The sequence below is a fragment of the Pseudomonas sp. PSPC2-3 genome (assembly GCF_049898265.1).
Lineage (GTDB): Bacteria > Pseudomonadota > Gammaproteobacteria > Pseudomonadales > Pseudomonadaceae > Aquipseudomonas > Aquipseudomonas veronii.
On sequence record NZ_JAFCXJ010000009.1, the window covers coordinates 174948 to 197804 of the forward strand.

Consider the following 22857-nt stretch of genomic DNA (forward strand, 5'->3'; position numbering starts at 1 on the left):
CGCCAATGGCCATTGTGTTCGATAATCGCCCTGAAAACTAACTGGTTCGTACATTTCAATTGCTGCATTAGGCTAGGGGGCGAATAATTTACTGTAAATAACAATTGCCGGGAGTCGCCCCATGCAACGTTCCATCGCCACTGTTTCCTTGAGCGGCACCCTGCCGGAAAAGCTCGAAGCCATTGCTGCCGCCGGGTTTGATGGGGTCGAGATCTTCGAGAACGACCTGTTGTATTACGACGGCAGCCCGCGGGAAGTCAGGCAAATATGCACTGACTTGGGCCTGGCTATCACCTTGTTTCAGCCGTTCCGCGACTTTGAAGGCTGCCGCCGCGACCGTCTGGCGCGCAACCTGGAGCGCGCCGAGCGTAAATTCGACCTGATGCACGAGCTGGGCACCGACTTGGTGCTGGTGTGCAGCAACGCCTCGGCCGATTGCGTGGGCGATGAACGTATTCTACTCGATGACCTCAGCCTGCTCGCCGAACGCGCCGGCCGCCGTGGTTTGCGCATCGGCTATGAAGCGCTGGCCTGGGGCCGGCATGTGAACACCTGGCAGCAGGTGTGGAACCTGGTGCGTCAGGTCGATCACCCGAGCCTCGGGGTGTTGCTCGACAGCTTCCACACCCTGTCGCTCAAGGGCGACCCGAGCGCCATCGCCGAGATCCCCGGCGACAAGATCTTCTTTGTGCAGATGGCCGACGCACCGATCCTGGCCATGGATGTGCTGGAGTGGAGCCGACACTTCCGTTGCTTCCCCGGCCAAGGCGAATTCGACCTGGCGGGTTTTCTCGCGCCGATCATCAAGAGCGGCTATACCGGGCCGCTGTCCCTGGAAATCTTCAACGACGGCTTCCGCGCCGCGCCAACCCGAGCCAACGCGGCGGACGGCCTGCGCTCGCTGCTCTACCTCGAAGAGAAAACCCGCCAACGCCTGGCGCAGGAACGCCCTGCCGCACCGCTGGATATTCTCTTCGAAACCCCGCCCGCCAGCGAATACGACGGCATCGAGTTCCTTGAGTTTGCCGTGGACGAAAACCTCGGCGCCAAGCTCACCCAATGGCTGGAGCGCCTGGGCTTCGTCAAGGCCGGCCAGCATCGCTCCAAGAGCGTCAGCCTGCTGCGTCAGGGCGATATCAACCTGATCCTCAACTGCGAGCCCTACTCCTTCGCCCACAATTTTTTCGAGGCGCATGGGCCGTCGCTGTGCGCCACCGCGATTCGGGTCAAGGACAGCGCCAAGGCCCTGGAACGGGCGGTGGCCTACAAGGGCCAGCCGTATCGTGGCCTGGTCGGGCCGAATGAACTGGAATTGGCGGCGGTGCGCGCGCCGGACGGTAGCCTGATTTACCTGGTGGACCCAAGCGAAGGCGTATACGACACTGATTTCAATCTGCAACCGGCCGCTGCCACCAGCGGCGGGCTTTTGCGCATCGACCACATGGCGATGGCCTTGCCTGCCGACAGCCTCGACAGCTGGGTGCTGTTCTACAAGAGCTTGCTGGATTTCGAGGCCGATGACGAAGTGGTGCTGCCTGATCCGTATGGCCTGGTGAAAAGCCGTGCGCTGCGCAGCCGTTGCAGCTCGATTCGTTTGCCGCTGAATATTTCCGAAAACCGCAACACCGCGATTTCCCACGCGCTGTCGAGCTATCGCGGCTCGGGTGTGCATCACATTGCCTTCGACTGCGTGGATATTTTCGCCGAAGTGCGCCGGGCCAAGGAGGCGGGTGTACCGCTGCTGGATATCCCGCTCAACTACTACGACGACCTGGCGGCGCGCTTTGATTTCGACGACGAGTTCCTCAGCGAGCTGGCGTACTACAACGTGCTGTACGACCGCGACGCCCAGGGCGGTGAGTTGTTTCATGTGTACACCGAGCCGTTCGAAGGGCGGTTTTTCTTCGAGATCATCCAGCGCAAGCATGGCTACGCCGGCTACGGTGCGGCCAATGTGGCGGTGCGTCTGGCGGCGATGGCCAAGTCGCGCAGTGGTGCGGTACGCCAGGCACGGTTGTGACGGCAGGGCCGGTGCTTCCTTCGGGGCGCGCCGCGGCCCATAATCGCGGCCTGCACAATAAAAAACGGCCGTGAGCGCACCATGACCTTGACTCCCGATCTCTCCGCAGTGTCAGACGCACCGCGCAAGAGTCGCAAGAACAACCCGGAAAAGACCCGCGAAAACATACTGCAAGAAGCCATTGTCGAGTTTGTTCAGCAGGGCCTGTCCGGCGCTCGCGTGGATGCGATCGCCGAGCGTATCCACACCTCCAAACGCATGATCTATTACTACTTCGGCAGCAAGGAGCAGTTGTACGTCGAGGTGCTGGAGAAGCTCTATGGCGATATCCGCAACACCGAATCACGCATGAACCTCACGGCCCTGGAACCGCGCGAAGCTATCAGTCGGCTGGTGGAATTCACCTTCGATCACCACGACCGGAACGTGGATTTCGTGCGTATCGTTTGCATCGAAAATATCCACAATGCCGAGTACGTGAAGCGCTCCGATTCAATCAAGGCGATGAACAGCAACATCCTGGACGCGCTGGGCACGACCTTGCGCCGTGGCGCCGAAATGGGGCTGTTCCGCGAGGGGCTGGAGCCGCTGGACGTTCACCTGCTGATCAACTCATTCTGTTTTTATCGCGTATCCAACCGCCATACGTTCAGTGAGATTTTTCAGATCGAACTGTCGGACGAGGCCGTTAAGCAGCGGCATCGACAGATGATTTGCGAGTCGGTGCTGCGTTACCTGCAAACCTGAGGTTGGCGCGGATTCACGGTGGGAGGGGCAAACTCCCTCCCACATTTGGATGCGGTTTCGGCCGTCAGCTCTTCATGCTCTGGAAGTGCGCCAACATCCTGTGTGCATCCGGCACCACGCCACTGAACAATTCGAACGCCTTCACCGCCTGAAATACTGCCATGTTGCCGCCATCCAGAGTGCGGCAGCCCAAGGCGCGGGCGTTGCGCAGCAGTTCGGTTTCCAGTGGGAAATACACGATTTCCGCGACCCACAATTGCGCGTGCAGCAAGGCCGGCGGCACGGGCGTGCCGGGCAGTTTGGCCATGCCCATCGGCGTGGTGTTCACTAACCCGTCGGCCTCGGCCATGGCGTTTTCCAGATGGGTGCCGACCTGGGCCCGTCCCGGGCCGAAACAGTGCGCGAGGTTGTCCGCCAGGCCCTGGGCACGGCTGGCGTCCACGTCGAAAATGCTCAAGTGCTCAACGCCTTCCGCCAGCAGCGCATGGGCCACCGCCGCGCCTGCGCCGCCGGCACCCATCTGGACCACGCGTCGCCGAACGACATCCTGCAAGTTGCGTCGGAAACCTTCGGCGAACCCCAGGCAGTCGGTGTTATGGCCGATGCGTTTGCCCGCTTTGAACACCACGGTGTTGACCGCCCCAATGCCCCGGGCCTCGTCGGACAATTCATCGAGTAAAGGCAGGATCGCCTGCTTGCACGGGTAGGTAATGTTCAACCCGGTGAAGTTCATCTGCTCGGCGGCCTGCAGCAGGTCGGGCAGGGCATTGATGTCCAGCTGCAGCGGTTCCAGGTCGATCAGGCGATATAGGTAGCGCAGGCCTTGGGCGTCACCTTCCTGTTCATGCAGGGCGGGCGTGCGGGAGGCCTGGATGCCGGCGCCGATCAGGCCGGCGAGGACGCGCGGTTTCATCGGGCTCATCCTTTCACCGTGCGGCTGAAATGTTCCAGGGCCAGGTGATAGCCGTGGCTGCCAAACCCGGCGAGTACCGCCTTGGCGATGGGCGACACGAACGAGTGATGACGAAACGGCTCGCGCGCATGCACGTTGGATAAATGCACCTCGATCACCGGCACTTCACTGGCCACCAGCGCATCGCGAATCGCCACCGAGGTGTGGGTCCAGGCCGCCGGGTTGATCACGATACCGGCGCAACGGGCGCGGGCGCCGTGAATCCAGTCGAGCAATTCGCCTTCGTGGTTGGTTTGGCGAAATTCGATGGTCAGCCCCAGTTGCTCGGCACTGCGGCCACACAGCGTGGCGATGTCGGCCAGGGTTTCATGGCCATAGGTGGCGGGCTCACGGGTGCCGAGCAGGTTGAGGTTGGGGCCGTTGAGCACCAGCACGATGGGCGGCATAAGGGGATCTCCACAGTTATTGTTCGTTGTGCGGATAAAATGTACTGAATGGTTAATTTGGTCAATCGATGGCGGTAGATGTGTTCGATTATCGAACCGTTAATCAGTGAGACCGGGCATTTCCAGGTGCTGCCATGAGTCGTTACAAGACCGTATTCGACGGTTTGCCCGCTGTTACTACGCTGTGAAAAACGCCCTGATCAAGGAGCCGGTTGTCGGGTGATGTATGGAAAAGTGTTACCCGGCGGAAAATAACCTAACGGATGGGTTACGATGAAAGTAGGCACTTACAAAGGACATGTGATTGCGGTGTTTCTCAGGTATGAGCATTGCCCGCCTCACGTGCATGTCAGGGGAAAGCAATGGGATGCGCGTTTTCGTTTCAGCTTTCTGGATGGGCGAGTGGAGCTTTGGGATGTAGACCCCGAACGGCGGCGGCCACCCCCCGGGATTCTGGAGGGCATTCGCCAGACGTTGATGCAGCGACACGTCCTGGCTCGTGTACGAAGGATCTGGTGGGAAAAACTGCAAACGGTTTGCCTGGAGAACCATTCCTGGGATTGGGACGCCGACGAGGTGGTGCCGGGGTTGATCATTCGGCGTGGCGTCTATGTGATTGCAAACGCCCGACACGATGTGGCGGGGCAACGAACCCTTTTGAATCTGGTCAGGGCGCCAGATTGTGTGGAGATTGATCTATGAAAATCGTAAAAGCCAAAACCTTGCCCGATGTACCGATCACTGAGGCCGATATCGATAAGGCCATGGTGCGGGGGCGCAAACTGAAGCGTGTGTACGCCAATGCCTGCTCGGTGCGTTACGAGGATGACTGCATCTCCATCGGCTTCAGCGATGGCAGTCGCATCATGTTGCCGGTGGCCGGTCTTCCGGAGTTCGAAGGGTTTTCCGCGCAGGACTTCGAGCAATTGGAGGTTGGCTTTGGCGGCAAGGCGCTGTGCTGTGAAGCCCGCGACCTGCATGTTTCCATCACCGGCCTGATTGCGACCAGCCAGCCCTTGATGGATCTGGCCGTGAGCCTGGTGGCGTCGCACAACGGCCGCAAAAGCAGCGCGGCCAAATCCGCCGCCGCCCGAGCCAATGGCAAGAAGGGCGGTCGGCCGCGCAAGGAACCGTAAGGGAGGTTATCGACGGGTCAACAGCACCCCGGACTCCATATGGTGCGTCCATGGGAACTGGTCGAACATCGCGCATTGGGTAATCCGGTGCGTGTCATGCAGTTGCGCAATGTTCGCCGCCAGGGTTTCCGGGTTGCAGGAGATGTAGAGGATGTTGTCGAAGCGCCGGGTCAGTTCGCAGGTGTCCGGGTCCATGCCGGCGCGCGGCGGGTCGACGAAGACGCTGCCGAATTCGTAGCTTTTCAGGTCGATGCCGTGCAGGCGTCGGAACGGGCGCACGTCGTTCAGCGCTTCGGTGAGTTCTTCGGCGGAGAGGCGCACCAGGGTGACGTTATCCACTGCGTTTTCATCGAGGTTGCTCAGGGCTGCGTTCACCGAGGTCTTGCTGATTTCGGTGGCGAGCACGTTGCGCACGCGGGTGGCCAGCGGCAGGGTGAAGTTGCCGTTGCCGCAGTACAGCTCCAGCAGATCGTCCGGGCGATCGCCGAGTGCGTCGTATGCCCAGTTGAGCATCTTCTGGTTCACCGTGCCGTTGGGCTGGGTGAAGGCGCCTTCGGGTTGGCGATAGCTGAAGGTGCGGCCACCGACGTCGAGTTTTTCCACCACGTAGTCATGGCCGATCACATCGCGTTTGCCCTTGGAGCGGCCGATGATGCTCACGTTCAAGTCGGCGGCCAGCTGGTTCGCGGCGGTGTGCCAGTGCTCGTCCAGCGGGCGGTGATAGCACAGGGTGATCATCGCGTCGCCGGCCAGGGTGGTCAGGAACTCCACCTGGAACAGCTTGTGGCTCAGGGCGGCGCTGGCTTGCCAGGCGGCCTTGAGCTGCGGCATCAACTGGTTGATGCGCTGGCTGGCGATGGGGAACTCGTCGATCAGAATCGGCGTGCGCTTGTCGTCCTGGGAGAACATTGCGTAGTGGCGTTCCCCCGCTTCGCGCCACAGGCGGAATTCCGCGCGCAGGCGGAAGTTCTGCAGGGGCGAGTCGAAGACCTGAGGCTGTGGTGCGTCGAACGGTGCCAGCAGGTCACGCAAGCGCGTGACCTTGTCTTGCAGTTGAACGGTGTAGCTTGCGGCGTCAAAAGTCATGCGTTGAACCAGCCCAGCTTGATCACAAACAGAATCGACAGAATCACCAGCGCCGGGTTCAGCTCACGGTAGCGGCCCGAAAGCAGCTTGATGGCGGTCCAGGCGATGAAACCGAAGGCGATGCCGTTGGCGATGGAGTAAGTGAAGGGCATCGCCAGGGCGGTGATCACCACCGGCGCTGCAACAGTGATGTCATCCCAGTCGATTTCCGCCAGGCCCGAGGTCATCAGCACGGCCACGAACAGCAACGCCGGTGCAGTGGCGAAGGCCGGTACGCTGGAGGCCAGTGGCGAGAAGAACAGTGCCAGCAGGAACAGGATCGCGACCACGACCGCGGTCAAACCGGTGCGGCCACCGGCACTCACGCCCGCGGCGGATTCGATGTAGCTGGTGGTGGTCGAGGTGCCCAGCAGCGAACCGGCCATGGCGGCGGTGCTGTCGGCGATCAGCGCACGGCCCATTTTCGGCATGTGGCCATCCTTGTCCATCAACCCGGCGCGCTTGGCCACGCCGATCAGGGTGCCGGAGTTGTCGAACAGGTCGACGAACAGGAACGCGAAGATCACGCTGACCAGGCCGATGTCCAGCGCGCCCTTGATATCCAGCTGCAGGAAGGTCGGGGCCAGGGACGGTGGCATCGAGGTCACGCCGCCGAACGGGGTCACGCCGAGCAGAATGGAGACAATGGTCACCGCCAGGATGCCGATCAGTACCGCGCCGCGTACCGCCAGGGCTTCCAGCGCGACGATCAGCGCGAAACCGAGGGCGGCGAGGATCGGCGCCGGTTGTTTCAGGTCGCCCAGGCCGACCATGGTGGCCGAGTTGCTCACCACGATCCCGGCGTTGTGCAGGGCGATCAGCGCCAGGAACAGGCCGATACCGGCAGCAATCGCCGAGCGCAGGGGCAGGGGGATGCTGTTGATGATCCATTCACGGATGCGGAAGATCGACAGCATGAAGAACAGCACCGCCGAAATGAACACCGCCCCCAGCGCCACTTGCCAGGTATGGCCCATGTGCAGGACCACGGTGTAGGTAAAGAAGGCATTGAGGCCCATGCCCGGCGCCAGCGCGATCGGGTAGTTGGCGATCAAGCCCATCACGGTCGAACCGATGGCCGCTGCCAGGCAGGTGGCGACGAACACTGCGCCCTTGTCCATGCCGGTTTCGCCGAGGATGCTCGGGTTCACGAACAAAATGTAGGCCATGGCCAGGAATGTCGTGATGCCCGCGAGGATCTCGGTTCGCACGTTCGTGTTGTGTGCTTTGAGTTGAAACAGCTTTTCCAGCATGCCTGCTCCCTGTGACGCTATGTTGCGTCGTTATTTGTTGACCTCTAAGTCAAAGCACAAATTGCGCCAAGCGCCTGTGGTTTCAGAGAGGATCGGAAAAAGCGGCGCATCATACCAGCAGCCGAGGCCGTGTGGCGCACGGGCTTGGCTTTGTGGCGCATGGCTGTGAATCATGGCCTTGAGGCATACTGCGCCGATGTTTAATTCAGGGTCATCGACAGCATGAAAAAAGCCAACCCGTGGAGTCTAGCTCTGATCGCTTGTATCAGCGCGTGGTTAGGCGCGGCACCGGCGTGGGGCGCGACTGCACCGGCCTTGAGCGAGGTGCGGGTGTTCAAGGTCGAGTCGGCCGGGTGTGTGGAAACGATTCCGGAGCGCTCCCAGAGCACACAGATGTGTACGCACCGTGGGCCCACCCAGGTGTCGGTGATGGAGGTTGGCCTGGGCAACAACCCGATGGGTCGCTTCAATGGCGCAGTACTCAACGGGCAACGCACCGCGGTGTGCCAGGTCGGCAACGTCAGCCAGGCCTGCAATGGCGCGGGCACGTTGATGGGCTACATCTATGTGTTCGACCTGAACGTCGAAGCCCAAGGCTGGTTCGAATACAGCAACACGTCGATCAACGCGCCGCGAAATACCTTGAATACCCAGCTCAATATCCGCTGATCAATGGCCCTGAACGTCACGGATATCCGCACCGGCTGGTGGTGAGGTTCAGCCCTTGGCTTCGTCCAGCGGCACATGCATGCGGTCGCGGTGAGCCAGGGTCGGGAACAGTTTGATCCACGTCCCGGTCACCACCAACGTGCCGATCCCGCCCATGACCACGGCGGGCACGGTGCCGAACCAGTGGGCGGTGATCCCGGATTCGAACTCGCCCAGTTGATTCGACGCGCCGATAAACAGGCCGTTGACCGCACTGACCCGCCCGCGCATGTCGTCTGGGGTTTCCAATTGCACGAAGGATGCGCGGATCACCATGCTGATCATGTCGGCCGCGCCCAACACCACCAGCACCGCCAGGGAAAACCAGAACGAGGTGGACAGGCCGAAAGCGATGGTCGCCACCCCGAACACCCCGACGGCGGTAAACATCACACGGCCCACGTGTCGGTCGACCGAGAAGCGCGCCAGCCACAACGACATCAACAGCGCGCCCACCGCCGGCGCCGAACGCAGCAGGCCCAGGCCCCAGGCGCCGGTCAGCAGGATGTCCTTGGCGAACACCGGCAGCAACGCGGTGGCACCGCCGAGCAGCACGGCGAACAGGTCGAGGGAAATCGCCCCGAGGATGTCCGGGCGGCTGCGGATAAAGCGAATCCCGGCCAGCAGCGAGTCCATCGTGGCCTTGGCCTTGTTCAGCGGCGTCTGGCGCGCGGGCAGGTTGAGGGTCAGCGTGCAGGCAATGAGGTACAGCACCACGGTCGGGCCATACACCCACACGCTGCCGAACGCATAGAGCAAACCGCCGAGGGCCGGGGCGACGATGGTTGCCAGTTGCTGGGCCGATTGCGACGAGGCCACGGCGCGCGGGAACAGCGTGCTGGGCACGATGCTCGGGAGCAGCGCTTGGGTGGTGGGCATTTCAAAGGAGCGCGCGGCGCCGAGCAGGAAGGCGAGGATAAAGATCATCTCGCGGGTCACATTGCCGGTCAGGCCGCCAATGGCCAGGGACACGGCAATCAGCGCCTGCACGGTCTGACAGATAGCCGCCACCTTGCGCCGATCATAGCGGTCGGCCACATGCCCGGTGTGCAGCATGAACAGCACGCGGGGAACGAATTCCACCAGGCCGACCAGGCCCAGGTCCAGCACGTTGCCGGTCAGTTGATAGAGGTTCCAGCCGATGGCCACGGTGAGCATTTGGAAGCCGCTGGCGGTGAAGATCCGCGCCAGCCAGAACGCGATGAAAGGGCGGTGGTGACGCAACAGCAACGCGGGTTCATTGGGCATCGGGAGTTCGGGCCAGCGCGGTAGGGAAACCCGAGATTAGCATCAAGCTGTAACAAACAGTTGCAGAAACTGCGCTGAGGCAAGCTGTCACGCGGCAAAAGACCACACAGGCCAATTACCAAAATGGGACTACTCTTTTGACTGTGATTGATCCAGATCAAAGCTATTTCAGGATTTGTTCTGGCGGCCGCAAGGCCTGACTCCCTACGTGGTTGGTAAAAAAAGAAACGAATTGAAATTCGCCACACTCCATATCCGTGGGGGCAGTGGATGCGGCCTCCAGCCAGCATTCGGTATTACCTGACAGAGGAAGACTTATGTTCGGTTTGGAGGCGCTAGATCTCGCCCGAATTCAGTTCGCGTTTACTATCTCGTTCCACATCCTGTTCCCGGCGATCACCATTGGCCTGGCGAGTTACCTTGCGGTGCTGGAAGGCTTGTGGCTCAAGACCCATAACGATACCTACCGTGACCTCTACCATTTCTGGTCGAAGGTCTTTGCCGTCAACTTCGGCATGGGTGTGGTCTCCGGCTTGGTCATGGCGTACCAGTTCGGCACCAACTGGAGCCGCTTCTCGGACTTCGCCGGCTCCGTCACCGGGCCGCTGCTGACGTATGAAGTGCTCACGGCCTTCTTCCTCGAGGCCGGTTTCCTCGGCGTGATGCTGTTCGGCTGGAACAAGGTGGGGCGCAAGCTGCACTTTTTCGCGACCGTGATGGTGGCCGTCGGCACGCTGATTTCGACCTTCTGGATTCTCGCCTCCAACAGTTGGATGCAGACTCCCCAGGGCTTTGAAATCATCGACGGCCGCGTGATCCCCACGGACTGGCTGGCCGTGATCTTCAACCCCTCGTTCCCCTACCGCCTGATGCACATGGCCACGGCGGCGTTTGTGGCGACGGCGTTCTTCGTCGGTTCTTCGGCGGCCTGGCATTTGCTGCGTGGCAAGGACAACCCGGCGATCCGCAAGATGCTGTCGATGGCCATGTGGATGGCGCTGATCGTCGCGCCGATCCAGGCAGTGATCGGTGACTTCCACGGCCTCAACACCCTGCAGCACCAGCCGGCGAAAATCGCCGCGATCGAAGGCCACTGGGAAAACATCGGCAACGAGCCGACGCCACTGATCCTGTTCGGCTGGCCCGACATGAAGGCGGAAAAAACCAAGTACGCGGTGGAAATTCCCTACCTCGGCAGCCTGATCCTGACCCACTCCCTGGACAAACAGGTACCGGCGCTCAAGGAGTTCCCGCCTGAGGACCGCCCCAACTCGACCATCGTGTTCTGGTCGTTCCGGGTCATGGTCGGCCTGGGTTTCCTGATGATCTTCACCGGCCTGTTCAGCCTTTGGCTGCGTCGGGGCGGCAAGATGTATACGTCCCGGCCGTTCCTGTACCTGGCGTTGTGGATGGGCCCATCCGGCTTGATCGCGCTTCTCGCCGGTTGGTTCACCACCGAGATCGGCCGCCAGCCGTGGGTGGTCTACGGGCTGATGCGGACTGCGGATGCGTCCTCCGGGCATAGCCTGGCGCAGATGAGCATCACCCTGGTGCTGTTCGTGGTGGTGTACTTCGCGCTGTTCGGCGCCGGTTTGGGCTACATGATGCGCCTGGTGCGCAAAGGCCCGGTGGCCCACGACGGCATCGAGCCAACCCACGGTGGCCCAGGCCAGAAACGCACACCGGCGCGGCCGTTGTCGGCGGCCGATGACGGCAGCGATGACGATCACGTCGACCTCCAGCATAAGGGGCATTGAGATGGGTATTGATCTTCCGCTGATCTGGGCCGTGATCATCATCTTCGGCATCATGATGTACGTGGTCATGGACGGTTTCGACCTGGGCATCGGCATCCTCTTTCCGTTCATCCCCGGCAAGACCGACCGTGACGTGATGATGAACACCGTCGCCCCGGTCTGGGACGGTAACGAAACCTGGCTGGTACTGGGCGGCGCGGCATTGTTCGGCGCGTTCCCGCTGGCCTATTCGGTGGTGCTGTCGGCGTTGTACCTGCCGCTGATGCTGATGCTGATCGGGCTGATCTTTCGTGGCGTGGCCTTTGAATTCCGCTTCAAGGCCAAGGACCACAAGCGTCACCTGTGGGACAAGGCGTTCATCGGCGGGTCGCTGGCGGCCACGTTCTTCCAGGGCGTCGCGTTGGGTGCGTTCATCGACGGCATCCCGGTGGTCGATCGCCAGTTTGCCGGTGGCTCACTGGATTGGGCGACGCCGTTCACGATGTTCTGCGGCGTGGCGCTGATCGTGGCCTACGCGTTGCTCGGTTGCACCTGGCTGATCATGAAGACCGAAGGCAAGTTGCAGGAGCAGATGCACGACCTGGCGCGGCCATTGGCCTTCGTGGTGTTGGCGGTGATCGGCATCGTGAGTATCTGGACGCCGCTGTCGCACCCGGAAATCGCCTCGCGCTGGTTCACCCTGCCGAACCTGTTCTGGTTCCTGCCGGTGCCGATCCTGGTGCTGGTGACCATGTACGGGCTGATCCGCGCCGTGGCGCGCAACGCGCACTACACGCCGTTCCTGCTGACGCTGGTGCTGATCTTCCTCGGCTACAGCGGCCTGGGGATCAGCCTGTGGCCGAATATCATCCCGCCGTCGGTATCGATCTGGGACGCTGCCGCGCCGCCGCAAAGCCAGGGCTTCATGCTGGTGGGCACGTTGTTCATCATCCCGTTCATCCTGGGCTACACCTTCTGGAGCTACTACGTGTTCCGCGGCAAGGTCACCCATGAAGACGGTTATCACTAGGAGGGTCGTTTCATGTCCGGCAAACCTTCGTTGCACGAGATTGAACAGGCTGAGAAGCAACCGCTGTGGCGGCGCCTTGGTTGGTTGGCGATGATCTGGAGCGGCAGCGTGCTGGCCCTGTTCATCGTGGCCAGCCTGATGCGCCTGTTCATGAGCGCGGCCGGCCTGACCACGCACTGACATCCCATCCCGTTGCCTTGCGGCACGGTTTTTTGACCCTGCCCCTCTTTGGAGGGGCGGGGTCTTTTTTTATTTGCGCGCTTTGAGAATGACGAATTTGGGCGTGGCGGCCACTTGCTCGACGCCCCGGAACAGCCGCGCCAACTTGCTGTGATAACCCAGGTGACGGTTGCCGACTATATAAAGGGCGCCGCCGACCACCAACGCTTCGCGCGCCTGCTGGAACATGCGCCAGGCGAGGAAGTCGCCGACCACCTGCTGCTGGTGGAACGGTGGATTGCACAGCACCACATCCAACGATTGCGGTGCCTGCCCGGCCAGGCCATCGTCGGCGCGGACGATGACCTCGCGATCACCCAGGGCCGCTTGCCAGTTCTCGGCGGCCGATTGCACGGCCATGTAGGACTCGTCCACCAAGGTGTAATGCGCGTCCGGGTTCAGCAGGGCGCTGGCAATCGCCAGTACGCCATTGCCGCAACCCAGGTCGGCGACTCGCGCACTGCCAAGGCCCGTGGGCAAGTGTGGCAGGAAGGCGCGGGTGCCGATGTCCAGGCTTTCGCGGCAGAACACGTTGGCGTGGTTGAGCAGGGCGATGGCTGGAGTGTCCAAGGCGTAACGGGTGGGGTAGGGCGAGACGGCGGCCGGGCGCTCCCCAACGGTGGCGATCAACAGACGCGCCTTTTTGATCGCGAGGGACGCGTGCATCGGCCCGATGTACTGCTCCAGCAATTCACCGGCGGCCCGTGGCAGATGCTTGACCATCGCTGCGGCGATAACTTCAGCGTCCGGCGCCAGTTGGCCCTGCAGGCGGATCAACTGTTCTTCGAGCAGCGCCAGGGTTTTCGGCACGCGGATCAGCACCCGGTCGAATGGCCCGACAGGCACTTGGCTGGCGGGGATGAACGACACCGCATCGAACGCCTTGCCGTTGCGCAGCAGGTTTTTTTCCAGGCCTTGGGCGGCGAGAAACGAGTCGCCGCTGGATGTCACCTGCACATGGCCCTCAAGGCTGGCGGCCAATGCGCCAAAGCTATCGTTAAGCACCAGCACGCGAGTTGCGGCGTTCGGTTGCTGTTCGGCCAGGTAGCTGAGCAGATACTCGTCGGCGGCGTCGAAGGCCTGCAGCGGATCATTGTGCTGCTCGGGTTGGCGGATCAGATCGAGCTGGGCGAACGGGCTTTCGAGCAGGGGCATGGCGGGGGAGGCTCTGGGTAATCGATGGGTGTTCGGCAGGCGCTGTGGCGGCCGGCGGAACCGTCTGAGTGAACTGCGAGGCGGCACCGAGGGGCTGCGTCAACACTCAGAGTTGGCCGTAAATGTTACTTTTTTTTTGGAGTGATTACATGCGGTGTTTCAAAGCGGGTTAAAACAAGCCTGCTTTCGAGGCACAGAGCACCGCAGCGATTTTGTTATTGACGCCCATTTTAGTGAAGATGCTTTTGAGATGAAAACCAATGGTGCGTTCCGACAGGCACAGTATGGCGGCGATATCGGCAGCCGTTTTGCCCAGGGCTGACCATTTGAGGATTTCTGTCTCCCGTGGTGTCAATTTGCAGGCCGAAGGCGCGTTGGGCTTGTCGGCATATTTCTGTGCGACCACCGCATGCATCGCATGACAGAGCCACAATACCTGGCCGGCCTTTTCGTACAGCTCTTCCGGGCTGACCTCGCCCTTGCTGCGTCCCAGAGTCAGCATGCTGAACACGCCCTGGAAATCGTGGACCGCCTGGGTCCATCCAAGATGCACGCCAGAGGACCGGGCCAGTTCCCACAAATTCGGCGCGGCGCCGAACACTTTTTCCTCCCAGACAATCGGTAGTACGCAACGTTTGCAGTGGGTGACAACCGGGTCTACGTCGAAAAAGTGGGCCTGGTCGTACAGGGAGTTCCATTCATTTGGGTAGTTGTTGAGGCAAATCGGTTTGCATGGGTGTGTGGGTCGTTGTGAACTCATCGTGAAGGAACAGAATTGGAAGCCAAGCTCGTAGGTTTTGTTGATGACCATTTCAAATACACTGGTGATCTTGTCCTCGCCTTCCAGTTTAGGGAGTCGTGTATTGCGCCAGTTGACCATCGGAAGCTCTCCATGGAGTTCTTTGTGACTTGGGTACGTCCTGGCCCCCAATGTTGCACGCAAATTAGTGTAGGACACGGACTACACTTGCAGCGGAAATTTTCGTTCTTGTTCGTCGTGTTCTAAGACTCTTTAAGCAGGTGTGCAACTTCCGTCCGCAACTTTTTGCGAAGGTTTGCCCTTTTTTAGTGGGTTTTAGCGTCTGTAATGCGTCACTGACAATCGCACTATGGGGCGATGTTGTGATGTGTCTTGGACTAATAGCCAAATGTTTAGTAGTGCAATTAAATAGCCATCAACTTGTGGTTTTTTTTGCTCTATTCACAATGCCACTACCGACTGCGGGTGTTTCCGCACGTGACTTTGGGGGACACTAGGGCACCTGTAGAACGGAGCTCCCCATGACGGCCAGTGCTGAGAAATTTACCCGCCAGACCCTGCTCGACGTGCAATCGCTGACCCCCAGCCTCTTCACCCTGCGCACCACCCGTGACCCGGGCTTTCGGTTCACCGCCGGCCAGTTCGTGCGCCTGGGGGTGACCAAGGCCGATGGCAGCACGGTATGGCGCGCGTACTCCGTGGTGTCGTCGCCGTTTGATGAGTACCTGGATTTTTTCTCGATCGTGGTGCCCGGTGGCGAGTTCACCAGCGAGCTGAGCCGTCTGCGCGTCGGCGATACGTTGATGGTCGAGCGTCAGGCCACAGGCTTCCTGACCCTGAACCGGTTTGTCGACGGTCGTGACTTATGGTTGCTGGGCACCGGCACCGGAGTGGCGCCGTTCCTGTCGATCCTGCAGGACTTCGAGGTCTGGGAAAAATTCGAGCGCATCATCCTCGTGTACAGCGCCCGGGAAGCCAGGGAGCTGGCCTATCAGTCGCTGATCCAGGGGCTGGCGCAGCGTGAGTACCTGGCCGAGTACGCCCACAAGCTGACCTATCTGCCGCTGGTCACCCGCGAGCAGCACCCCGGCGCCCTGCACGGGCGCATTACCACCCTGATCGCGAATGGCGAGCTGGAGCGCGCAGCCGGCGTCGCGCTGACCCCAGAGCATTCGCGCGTGATGATTTGCGGCAACCCGCAGATGATCGACGACACCCGTCAGTTGCTCAAACAACGCGATATGCAATTGAGCCTGTCCCGGCGCCCCGGCCAGGTGGCGGTGGAGAACTACTGGTAACAAAAAAGGCGCCCCTGGAGGCGCCTTCGTTCAAACCGATACGGCTTATTGCGGTTTGTCGTTCTGTGCCTTGAGCAGATCGCGGATCTCACCCAGCAACACTTCTTCCTTGCTCGGCGTCGGCGGCAGGCTGGGGGCCACGGCTTCTTCGCGTTTCAGGCGGTTGATGGCCTTCACACCCATGAAGATCGCAAACGCGACGATCAGGAAGTCGATCACGCTCTGGATGAACTTGCCGTAGGCCAGCACGACCGCCGGGACATCGCCCTGCGCAGCCTTGAGCGTCACCGCCAGATCAGCGAAGTCCACACCGCCGATCAACAGACCGATCGGTGGCATCACCACGTCGCCTACAAACGAGGAAACAATTTTGCCGAAGGCGGCGCCGATGATAATCCCGACGGCCATGTCGACCACATTACCTTTGACCGCGAAGGCCTTGAACTCACTGATCACGCCCATAGGTTATTCCTTGTTACAGATGAGAAGGGTGGAAGTCAGTGTAAGTCAGTCGTAGCGGGCTTGCCTGACACAACTGTTAACACTGTCGGTTTTTATCGACACATTAAATCGCAAATAGTTTGCAAAGTGCCATCAATCGCGCGCGAAATACCCGCGATTTCAGTGAGTTACCAGATTATTTTTTCAATCGACCCGTTGGGGTTTTTCTATTTATCTTCTGACTCGCGGGTCACTAGCCTCTGGCAAGCACAACTGAATGTGCATTAAAAAAACCAGAGGAAACCCCGATGAACAACCCAATGAGCCGCGCGCCCGTTCTGGCGCGACATGCGCTGGTGCTGGCAACCGTCAGCCTGCTTTCGCTGTCTGTGCAGGCCGCCAACCTGACCCGTGACAATGGTGCCGCCGTCGGCGACAACCAGAACTCGCAAACCGCGGGCGCCAACGGCCCGGTGCTGCTGCAAGATGTGCAACTGATTCAGAAGCTGCAACGCTTCGACCGCGAACGCATCCCCGAGCGCGTGGTACATGCCCGTGGCACCGGCGCTCACGGCACGTTTACCGTCACCGATAACCTCAGCGACCTGACCAAGGCCAAAGTTTTCGCCGCCGGTGAGGCAACCCCGGTATTCGTGCGGTTCTCGGCGGTGGTACACGGCAATCACTCCCCGGAAACCCTGCGCGACCCTCGCGGCTTCGCCACCAAGTTCTACACCGCCGACGGCAACTGGGACTTGGTCGGCAACAACTTCCCGACGTTCTTTATCCGAGACGCCATCAAGTTCCCGGACATGGTCCACGCCTTCAAACCCGACCCGCGCACTAACCTGGATGATGACTCGCGTCGTTTCGACTTCTTCTCCCATGTTCCCGAAGCCACCCGCACCCTGACCGAGCTGTACTCCGACTCCGGCACGCCGGCCAGTTACCGCGAAATGGACGGCAACGGCGTACATGCCTACAAGTTGATCAACGCCAAGGGCGAAGTGCATTACGTCAAGTTCCACTGGAAGAGCCTGCAAGGCATCAAGAATCTTGATCCCAAGCAAGTCACCGACGTACAGGGCCGTGACTACAGCCATATGACGAATGACTTGGTCACCCATATCAACAAGGGCGACTTCCCCAAGTGGGACTTGTACGTGCAGGTGCTCAAACCTGAGGAACTGGCCAAGTTCGATTTCGACCCGCTGGACGCCACCAAGATCTGGCCCGGCATACCCGAGCGCAAAGTCGGGCAGATGGTGTTGAACCGCAACCCGGCCAATGTCTTCCAGGAAACCGAGCAAGTGGCCATGGCCCCGGCCAATCTGGTGCCAGGCATCGAGCCGTCGGAAGACCGCCTGCTGCAAGGCCGGGTGTTCTCCTATGCCGACACGCAGATGTACCGCCTGGGCGCCAACGCCCTGCAACTGCCGATCAACGCGCCACGGGTCACCGTCAACAACGGCAACCAGGACGGCGCGATGAATTCCGGCAAGACCAGCACCGGCGTGAACTACCAGCCAAGCCGCCTGCTGCCACGGGAAGAGCCGCAAAACGCACGCTACAGCCAGTCGCCGCTGGCGGGCAGTACCCAGCAGGCGAAGATCCAGCGTGAGCAGAACTTCAAGCAGGCCGGTGATCTGTATCGCTCTTACAGCAAGAAAGAACGTCAGGACTTGATCGACAACTTCGGCGGCTCCCTGGCCACCACCGACGACGAGAGCAAGCACATCATCCTGTCCTTCCTCTATAAAGCCGACCCGGAATACGGCGCCGGCGTGACCAAGGTCGCCAAAGGTGACCTGGCCCGCGTGAAAGCGCTGGCACAAAAACTCACCGACTAACCCCACCCCCCCCCCTGTAGGAGCGAGCTTGCTCGCGAAAAACGTCAACGATGACGCGTGCATCCTGGATGTACGCGTTGCCTGGCAGATCTTCGCGAGCAAGCTCGCTCCTACAAGGGTTTTGTAGAGGAGTTGAATCAATGCGTACCTTCATCGGCGCGCTGCTGGCCTGCTGGTCGCTGAGCGGGGTTGCCGGGCAGCCTGCGCCCAATGACGCAGCGGCGCTCAAGGCGCAATTGCAAGGCTACTATTTCGATGCCGCACGTCGCGGCGACCTGCCCATGCTCGATACCTTCATCGACGCCGGCTTCCCCCTCAATACCCAGGACGACAAGGGCTACACCGCACTGATCCTCGCCGCCTACCACGGCGAAAGCGCCTACGTTGAACGTCTGCTCGCCGCCGGCGCCGATGCCTGTGTGCAGGACAAGCGCGGCAACACCGCGTTGATGGGCGCGATTTTCAAGGGCGAGCTGAAGATTGCCCAGCGCCTGCTGGCCACCGACTGCAACCCCGACCAGCGCAACGGCGCCGGGCAGACCGCCGCCATGTACGCCGGGCTGTTCAAGCGTCTCGAACTGCTCGACGAATTGAAGGCCAAAGGCGCCGACCTGAATGCCGAAGACCCGATCGGCAACAGTGCTTCACGATTGGCCAGCGGTGAAATCCGGACCCCGGCGCCGCGCTGAGCTATCATCGCGGTTTTTCGGTTGGAGGTTCTCAAATGGCAAAGGCCAAGCGCATGTACGGCTGCACCGAGTGCGGCGCGACCTTTCCCAAGTGGGCCGGCCAGTGTACCGAGTGCGGGGCGTGGAACACCCTCACCGAAACCATGATCGAAAGCGGCGGCGCCGCGGCCCCCAGCGGCCGTGCCGGCTGGACCGGGCAACAGGCGCAGATCAAGACCCTGGCCGAAGTCAGCGTCGAGGAAGTCCCGCGTTTCTCCACCGCGTCCGGTGAGCTCGACCGCGTGCTGGGCGGTGGCCTGGTGGACGGTTCGGTGGTGCTGATCGGCGGCGACCCCGGTATCGGCAAGTCGACCATCCTGTTGCAAACCCTGTGCAGCATCGCCAGCCGCATGCCGGCGTTGTACGTCACCGGCGAAGAATCCCAGCAACAAGTGGCCATGCGCGCACGCCGCCTGGGCTTGCCCCAGGACCAACTGCGGGTGATGACCGAAACCTGCATCGAAAGCATCATCGCCACCGCGCGGATCGAAAAGCCCAAGGTCATGGTGATCGACTCGATCCAGACGATTTTCACCGAGCAACTGCAATCGGCCCCGGGCGGCGTGTCCCAGGTGCGTGAGAGCGCGGCGCTGCTGGTGCGCTATGCCAAGCAGAGCGGCACGGCGATTTTCCTGGTCGGTCACGTGACCAAGGAAGGCGCGCTGGCCGGGCCACGGGTGTTGGAGCACATGGTCGACACCGTGCTGTATTTCGAAGGCGAGTCCGACGGCCGTTTGCGTTTGCTGCGCGCCGTGAAGAACCGCTTCGGTGCGGTGAACGAGCTGGGCGTATTCGCCATGACCGACCGCGGGCTGAAAGAAGTCTCCAACCCCTCGGCGATTTTTCTGACCCGTGCCCAGGAAGAAGTCCCCGGTAGTGTGGTGATGGCAACGTGGGAAGGCACCCGCCCGATGCTGGTGGAAGTGCAGGCGCTGGTGGACGACAGCCATTTGGCCAACCCACGTCGAGTGACCCTGGGCCTGGACCAGAACCGCCTGGCGATGCTGCTCGCGGTACTCCACCGGCACGGCGGCATCCCGACCCATGACCAGGACGTGTTCCTTAACGTGGTGGGCGGGGTCAAGGTGCTGGAGACCGCGTCCGACCTGGCGTTGATGGCGGCGGTGATGTCCAGCCTGCGCAACCGGCCGCTGCCCCACGACCTGCTGGTGTTCGGCGAAGTCGGCCTGTCGGGCGAGGTGCGCCCGGTGCCCAGCGGTCAGGAGCGTTTGAAGGAAGCGGCCAAACACGGCTTCAAGCGCGCGATCGTGCCCAAGGGCAACGCGCCGAAGGAAGCGCCGCCGGGGTTGCAGGTGATTGCAGTGACGCGGCTGGAGCAGGCGTTGGATGCACTTTTCGAGTAGCCCGCAACACCGCAATACACATGTGGGAGGGAGCAAGCCCCCTCCCACCGGTGGTCAGTGCTCCAGCAGCGCGCCCAACTGCCGCTCCAGTTCTGCCTGATCCCCCAGGTTCAACTCGATCAAGCGGCGCAAATGGCTGATCGATTCCAGACTGATGTGCTCGCATTCAAACCCCAGGTGACCGCTCTGGTCATGGGTCAGCCTGACCTGCATCTGCACATCGGTATTGGCATCCAGGTGGATATCCACATCGAACGACTCGGTGCCGATGCTGTGCCAGGGCGTCGGTTTCTGCACCAACAAGCCCTTCAGCGATAAGTCCACCAGTTGCACCGACCATTTCCGACCGTTCTGCCGGAGTTCAGTCTTGGCATCAAAGGCGATCCGGCGAAAACGACGGCGATCAGACGCATGCTCGGTCATGGTGAAACCCTCTGTGGATGAAGGGATTGTAGCCCTACGCCATTATTGAGGCTTTATTTCTGCTTTTTTTGCCATGGGAAGGCTCTAGACCAACGTAGGGGGCTGGCCTTTAAGGCCAGTAGCGCTAAACTCGAGCTGGTTGTCCTTTCTGTCCACCCTGGCTGGAATACAAAAAATGAAAAATAATAATAGCCTGCTACGCCACTTACCCTGGCTGGTACTGGCCATAGTAGGTGCGTGCGCTCTGGGCGTAGTGGCCTTGCGCCGCGGCGAGGCGATCAATGCCTTGTGGATCGTCGTCGCAGCAGTGGCGATCTATCTGGTCGCCTATCGCTACTACAGTCTGTTCATCGCCAATAACGTGATGCAACTCGATCCACGACGGGCCACCCCCGCAGTGGTCAATAACGACGGTCTGGACTTCGTACCGACCAACAAACACATCCTTTTCGGTCACCACTTTGCGGCGATTGCCGGTGCAGGCCCCTTGGTCGGCCCGGTGCTGGCGGCGCAAATGGGTTATCTGCCCGGAACCCTGTGGCTGATCGCCGGCGTGGTACTGGCCGGTGCGGTGCAGGACTTCATGGTGCTGTTCCTGTCTACCCGTCGTAACGGCCGTTCCCTGGGGGATATGGTCCGCGAAGAGATGGGTCGCATTCCCGGGACCATCGCGCTGTTCGGCTGCTTCCTGATCATGATCATCATCCTCGCGGTGCTGGCGCTGATCGTGGTCAAGGCCCTGGCCGAAAGCCCGTGGGGCATCTTCACGGTGATGGCGACCATCCCGATCGCGATGTTCATGGGCATCTACATGCGCTACATCCGCCCGGGCCGCATCGGTGAAATTTCGATCGTCGGCGTGCTGTTGTTGCTCGGTTCGATCTGGCTGGGCGGGCAGATTGCCGCCGACCCGGTCTGGGCCAAGGTCTTCAGTTTCACTGGCATCCAGATCACCTGGATGTTGATCGGCTACGGTTTCGTCGCGGCGGTACTGCCGGTGTGGCTGATCCTGGCCCCGCGTGACTACCTGTCGACCTTCCTCAAAATCGGCACTATCGTCGCCTTGGCCATCGGTATCCTGGTGACCATGCCCGACCTGAAAATGCCGGCGCTGACCCAGTTCATCGATGGCACCGGCCCGGTGTGGAAGGGCGGTCTGTTCCCGTTCCTGTTCATCACCATTGCCTGCGGTGCGGTCTCGGGCTTCCACGCGCTGATCGCTTCGGGCACCACGCCGAAGTTGCTGGCCAGTGAAGGCCACGCTCGGTACATCGGGTATGGCGGCATGTTGATGGAGTCGTTCGTGGCCATCATGGCGATGGTTGCCGCTTCGGTGATCGAGCCGGGTGTGTACTTCGCCATGAACAGCCCGGCGGCGATCGTCGGCTCGGACGTGGTTACCGTCGCTCAAACCGTCAGCAGCTGGGGCTTTGCGATTACGCCTGAGGCGCTGTCGGCCGTTGCCCATGACATCGGCGAAACTACCGTGCTGGCTCGTGCCGGCGGTGCGCCGACGCTCGCGGTGGGTATCGCGCAGATCCTGCACAGTGTGCTGCCGGGTGAAAACACCATGGCGTTCTGGTACCACTTTGCGATCCTGTTCGAAGCGCTGTTCATCCTGACGGCTGTCGACGCCGGTACCCGTGCCGGGCGCTTCATGCTGCAGGACCTGCTGGGTTCCTTCGTGCCGGCGCTCAAGCGCACCGAGTCCTGGACGGCCAACCTGATCGCGACCGCCGGTTGTGTGGCGATGTGGGGTTACCTGTTGTATCAAGGCGTGATCGACCCGCTGGGCGGCATCAACACCTTGTGGCCGCTGTTCGGTATCTCCAACCAGATGCTGGCAGGTATCGCGCTGATGCTGGCGACCGTCGTGCTGATCAAAATGAAGCGCCAACGCTACATCTGGGTGACCATGCTGCCGGCCGTCTGGCTGCTGATCTGCACCACCACGGCGGGCTTCATCAAGCTGTTCGACGCCAACCCGGCGATCGGCTTCCTGTCGCTGGCGAAGAAGTACAGCGATGCGCTGGCCAACGGCCAGATCCTCGCCCCGGCCAAGAGCATCGACCAGATGCAGCATGTGATCTGGAACGCCTACACCAACGCAACGCTGACGGCGCTGTTCCTGTTCGTGGTCTTCAGTATCCTGTTCTATGCGCTCAAAGTCGGCGTCGCCGCCTGGGGCAACAAAGAGCGCACGGATAAAGAAGCCCCGTTCCAGGCCGTACCGGACGCATGATCGAGGATTGCAGCC

22 protein-coding genes are annotated in these 22857 nt (G+C 61.1%); 13 read left to right on the forward strand and 9 right to left on the reverse strand.

Annotation, left to right across the window (positions count from 1 at the left end):
- The first annotated feature begins 121 nt into the window (after positions 1 to 121).
- Together quiC and ACP7E3_RS21550 are read left to right on the forward strand one after the other, a co-directional pair.
- Complete coding sequence (quiC, locus tag ACP7E3_RS21545) at positions 122 to 2020, forward strand: 3-dehydroshikimate dehydratase QuiC (protein ID WP_426124294.1); 1899 nt, start codon at positions 122 to 124, stop codon at positions 2018 to 2020.
- Between the two features lie 81 nt (positions 2021 to 2101).
- Positions 2102 to 2767 carry a TetR/AcrR family transcriptional regulator gene (locus ACP7E3_RS21550; protein ID WP_017848290.1) on the forward strand — a complete coding sequence of 222 codons (666 nt, stop codon included), beginning with the start codon at positions 2102 to 2104 and terminating at the stop codon, positions 2765 to 2767.
- Between the two features lie 64 nt (positions 2768 to 2831).
- Here the strand turns inward: ACP7E3_RS21550 and ACP7E3_RS21555 are convergent, their stop codons facing one another.
- Positions 2832 to 3680: a shikimate dehydrogenase gene (locus tag ACP7E3_RS21555; RefSeq protein WP_046381971.1), complete on the reverse strand. Its 849-nt coding sequence runs from the start codon at positions 3678 to 3680 to the stop codon at positions 2832 to 2834.
- Between the two features lie 5 nt (positions 3681 to 3685).
- Positions 3686 to 4126 (reverse strand): type II 3-dehydroquinate dehydratase, encoded by a 441-nt coding sequence (aroQ, locus tag ACP7E3_RS21560; protein ID WP_232566032.1) that lies wholly within the window; start codon positions 4124 to 4126, stop codon positions 3686 to 3688.
- A 273-nt stretch (positions 4127 to 4399) separates the two neighbouring features.
- Here aroQ and ACP7E3_RS21565 point away from each other — a divergent pair, with 273 nt between their 5' ends.
- Complete coding sequence (locus tag ACP7E3_RS21565) at positions 4400 to 4828, forward strand: DUF4160 domain-containing protein (RefSeq protein ID WP_426124297.1); 429 nt, start codon at positions 4400 to 4402, stop codon at positions 4826 to 4828.
- On the forward strand, positions 4825 to 5262 hold the full coding sequence (locus tag ACP7E3_RS21570) for a DUF2442 domain-containing protein (protein ID WP_426124299.1): 438 nt from the start codon (positions 4825 to 4827) through the stop codon (positions 5260 to 5262). Before ACP7E3_RS21565 ends, ACP7E3_RS21570 begins: the two co-directional genes overlap by 4 nt.
- A 6-nt stretch (positions 5263 to 5268) precedes the next feature.
- On the opposite strand, the gene trmA is transcribed toward ACP7E3_RS21570, so the two are convergent.
- Positions 5269 to 6348, reverse strand: a complete 1080-nt coding sequence (gene trmA, locus ACP7E3_RS21575) for a tRNA (uridine(54)-C5)-methyltransferase TrmA (protein ID WP_046381974.1) — start codon at positions 6346 to 6348, stop codon at positions 5269 to 5271.
- Entirely contained in the window at positions 6345 to 7640 is a 1296-nt protein-coding gene (locus tag ACP7E3_RS21580) for an NCS2 family permease (protein WP_017848284.1), read from the reverse strand. Before ACP7E3_RS21580 ends, trmA begins: the two co-directional genes overlap by 4 nt.
- Positions 7641 to 7862: 222 nt before the next feature.
- Here ACP7E3_RS21580 and ACP7E3_RS21585 point away from each other — a divergent pair, with 222 nt between their 5' ends.
- Positions 7863 to 8309, forward strand: a complete 447-nt coding sequence (locus ACP7E3_RS21585; RefSeq protein WP_046381975.1) for a DUF4879 domain-containing protein — start codon at positions 7863 to 7865, stop codon at positions 8307 to 8309.
- A gap of 48 nt (positions 8310 to 8357) precedes the next feature.
- Here ACP7E3_RS21585 and ACP7E3_RS21590 read toward each other — a convergent pair whose 3' ends face one another.
- Positions 8358 to 9596 carry an MFS transporter gene (locus tag ACP7E3_RS21590; protein WP_017848282.1) on the reverse strand — a complete coding sequence of 413 codons (1239 nt, stop codon included), beginning with the start codon at positions 9594 to 9596 and terminating at the stop codon, positions 8358 to 8360.
- A gap of 317 nt (positions 9597 to 9913) precedes the next feature.
- Between ACP7E3_RS21590 and ACP7E3_RS21595 the strand changes: the two genes are divergently transcribed.
- Genes ACP7E3_RS21595 through ACP7E3_RS21605 form a run of 3 tightly spaced genes read left to right on the forward strand, consistent with a single transcriptional unit; the run spans position 9914 to position 12542 of the window.
- Positions 9914 to 11353 carry a cytochrome ubiquinol oxidase subunit I gene (locus ACP7E3_RS21595; protein ID WP_046381976.1) on the forward strand — a complete coding sequence of 480 codons (1440 nt, stop codon included), beginning with the start codon at positions 9914 to 9916 and terminating at the stop codon, positions 11351 to 11353.
- A gap of 1 nt (position 11354) precedes the next feature.
- Positions 11355 to 12362 carry a cytochrome d ubiquinol oxidase subunit II gene (cydB, locus tag ACP7E3_RS21600; protein WP_046381977.1) on the forward strand — a complete coding sequence of 336 codons (1008 nt, stop codon included), beginning with the start codon at positions 11355 to 11357 and terminating at the stop codon, positions 12360 to 12362.
- A gap of 12 nt (positions 12363 to 12374) precedes the next feature.
- Positions 12375 to 12542, forward strand: a complete 168-nt coding sequence (locus tag ACP7E3_RS21605) for a DUF2474 domain-containing protein (protein ID WP_017848279.1) — start codon at positions 12375 to 12377, stop codon at positions 12540 to 12542.
- 69 nt (positions 12543 to 12611) lie between these two features.
- Here ACP7E3_RS21605 and ACP7E3_RS21610 read toward each other — a convergent pair whose 3' ends face one another.
- Positions 12612 to 13736, reverse strand: coding sequence for a methyltransferase (locus ACP7E3_RS21610; protein WP_177029914.1), 1125 nt, complete (start codon positions 13734 to 13736; stop codon positions 12612 to 12614).
- Positions 13737 to 13905: 169 nt separating this feature from the next.
- Positions 13906 to 14616 (reverse strand): helix-turn-helix transcriptional regulator, encoded by a 711-nt coding sequence (locus ACP7E3_RS21615; protein ID WP_046381979.1) that lies wholly within the window; start codon positions 14614 to 14616, stop codon positions 13906 to 13908.
- A 401-nt stretch (positions 14617 to 15017) separates the two neighbouring features.
- On the opposite strand from ACP7E3_RS21615, the gene ACP7E3_RS21620 reads away from it, so the two are divergent.
- A complete protein-coding gene (locus ACP7E3_RS21620) occupies positions 15018 to 15794 on the forward strand; it encodes a ferredoxin--NADP reductase (protein ID WP_046381980.1) in 777 nt (258 codons plus the stop codon).
- Between the two features lie 45 nt (positions 15795 to 15839).
- Here ACP7E3_RS21620 and mscL read toward each other — a convergent pair whose 3' ends face one another.
- Positions 15840 to 16256, reverse strand: a complete 417-nt coding sequence (gene mscL / locus ACP7E3_RS21625; RefSeq protein WP_017848275.1) for a large-conductance mechanosensitive channel protein MscL — start codon at positions 16254 to 16256, stop codon at positions 15840 to 15842.
- A 287-nt stretch (positions 16257 to 16543) separates the two neighbouring features.
- On the opposite strand from mscL, the gene katB reads away from it, so the two are divergent.
- From katB to radA, 3 genes are all read left to right on the forward strand, one after another.
- A complete protein-coding gene (gene katB / locus ACP7E3_RS21630) occupies positions 16544 to 18085 on the forward strand; it encodes a catalase KatB (RefSeq protein ID WP_108525515.1) in 1542 nt (513 codons plus the stop codon).
- A gap of 140 nt (positions 18086 to 18225) precedes the next feature.
- Complete coding sequence (locus ACP7E3_RS21635) at positions 18226 to 18774, forward strand: ankyrin repeat domain-containing protein (RefSeq protein ID WP_046381982.1); 549 nt, start codon at positions 18226 to 18228, stop codon at positions 18772 to 18774.
- Between the two features lie 35 nt (positions 18775 to 18809).
- Positions 18810 to 20177, forward strand: a complete 1368-nt coding sequence (gene radA, locus ACP7E3_RS21640; RefSeq protein ID WP_017848272.1) for a DNA repair protein RadA — start codon at positions 18810 to 18812, stop codon at positions 20175 to 20177.
- Between the two features lie 54 nt (positions 20178 to 20231).
- On the opposite strand, the gene ACP7E3_RS21645 is transcribed toward radA, so the two are convergent.
- The gene (locus tag ACP7E3_RS21645; protein WP_126588655.1) at positions 20232 to 20600 is read right to left on the reverse strand and encodes a PilZ domain-containing protein; all 369 of its coding nucleotides are present in this window, start codon (positions 20598 to 20600) and stop codon (positions 20232 to 20234) included.
- Between the two features lie 175 nt (positions 20601 to 20775).
- Here ACP7E3_RS21645 and ACP7E3_RS21650 point away from each other — a divergent pair, with 175 nt between their 5' ends.
- Complete coding sequence (locus ACP7E3_RS21650; RefSeq protein ID WP_057005111.1) at positions 20776 to 22842, forward strand: carbon starvation CstA family protein; 2067 nt, start codon at positions 20776 to 20778, stop codon at positions 22840 to 22842.
- Positions 22843 to 22857: the final 15 nt, after the last annotated feature.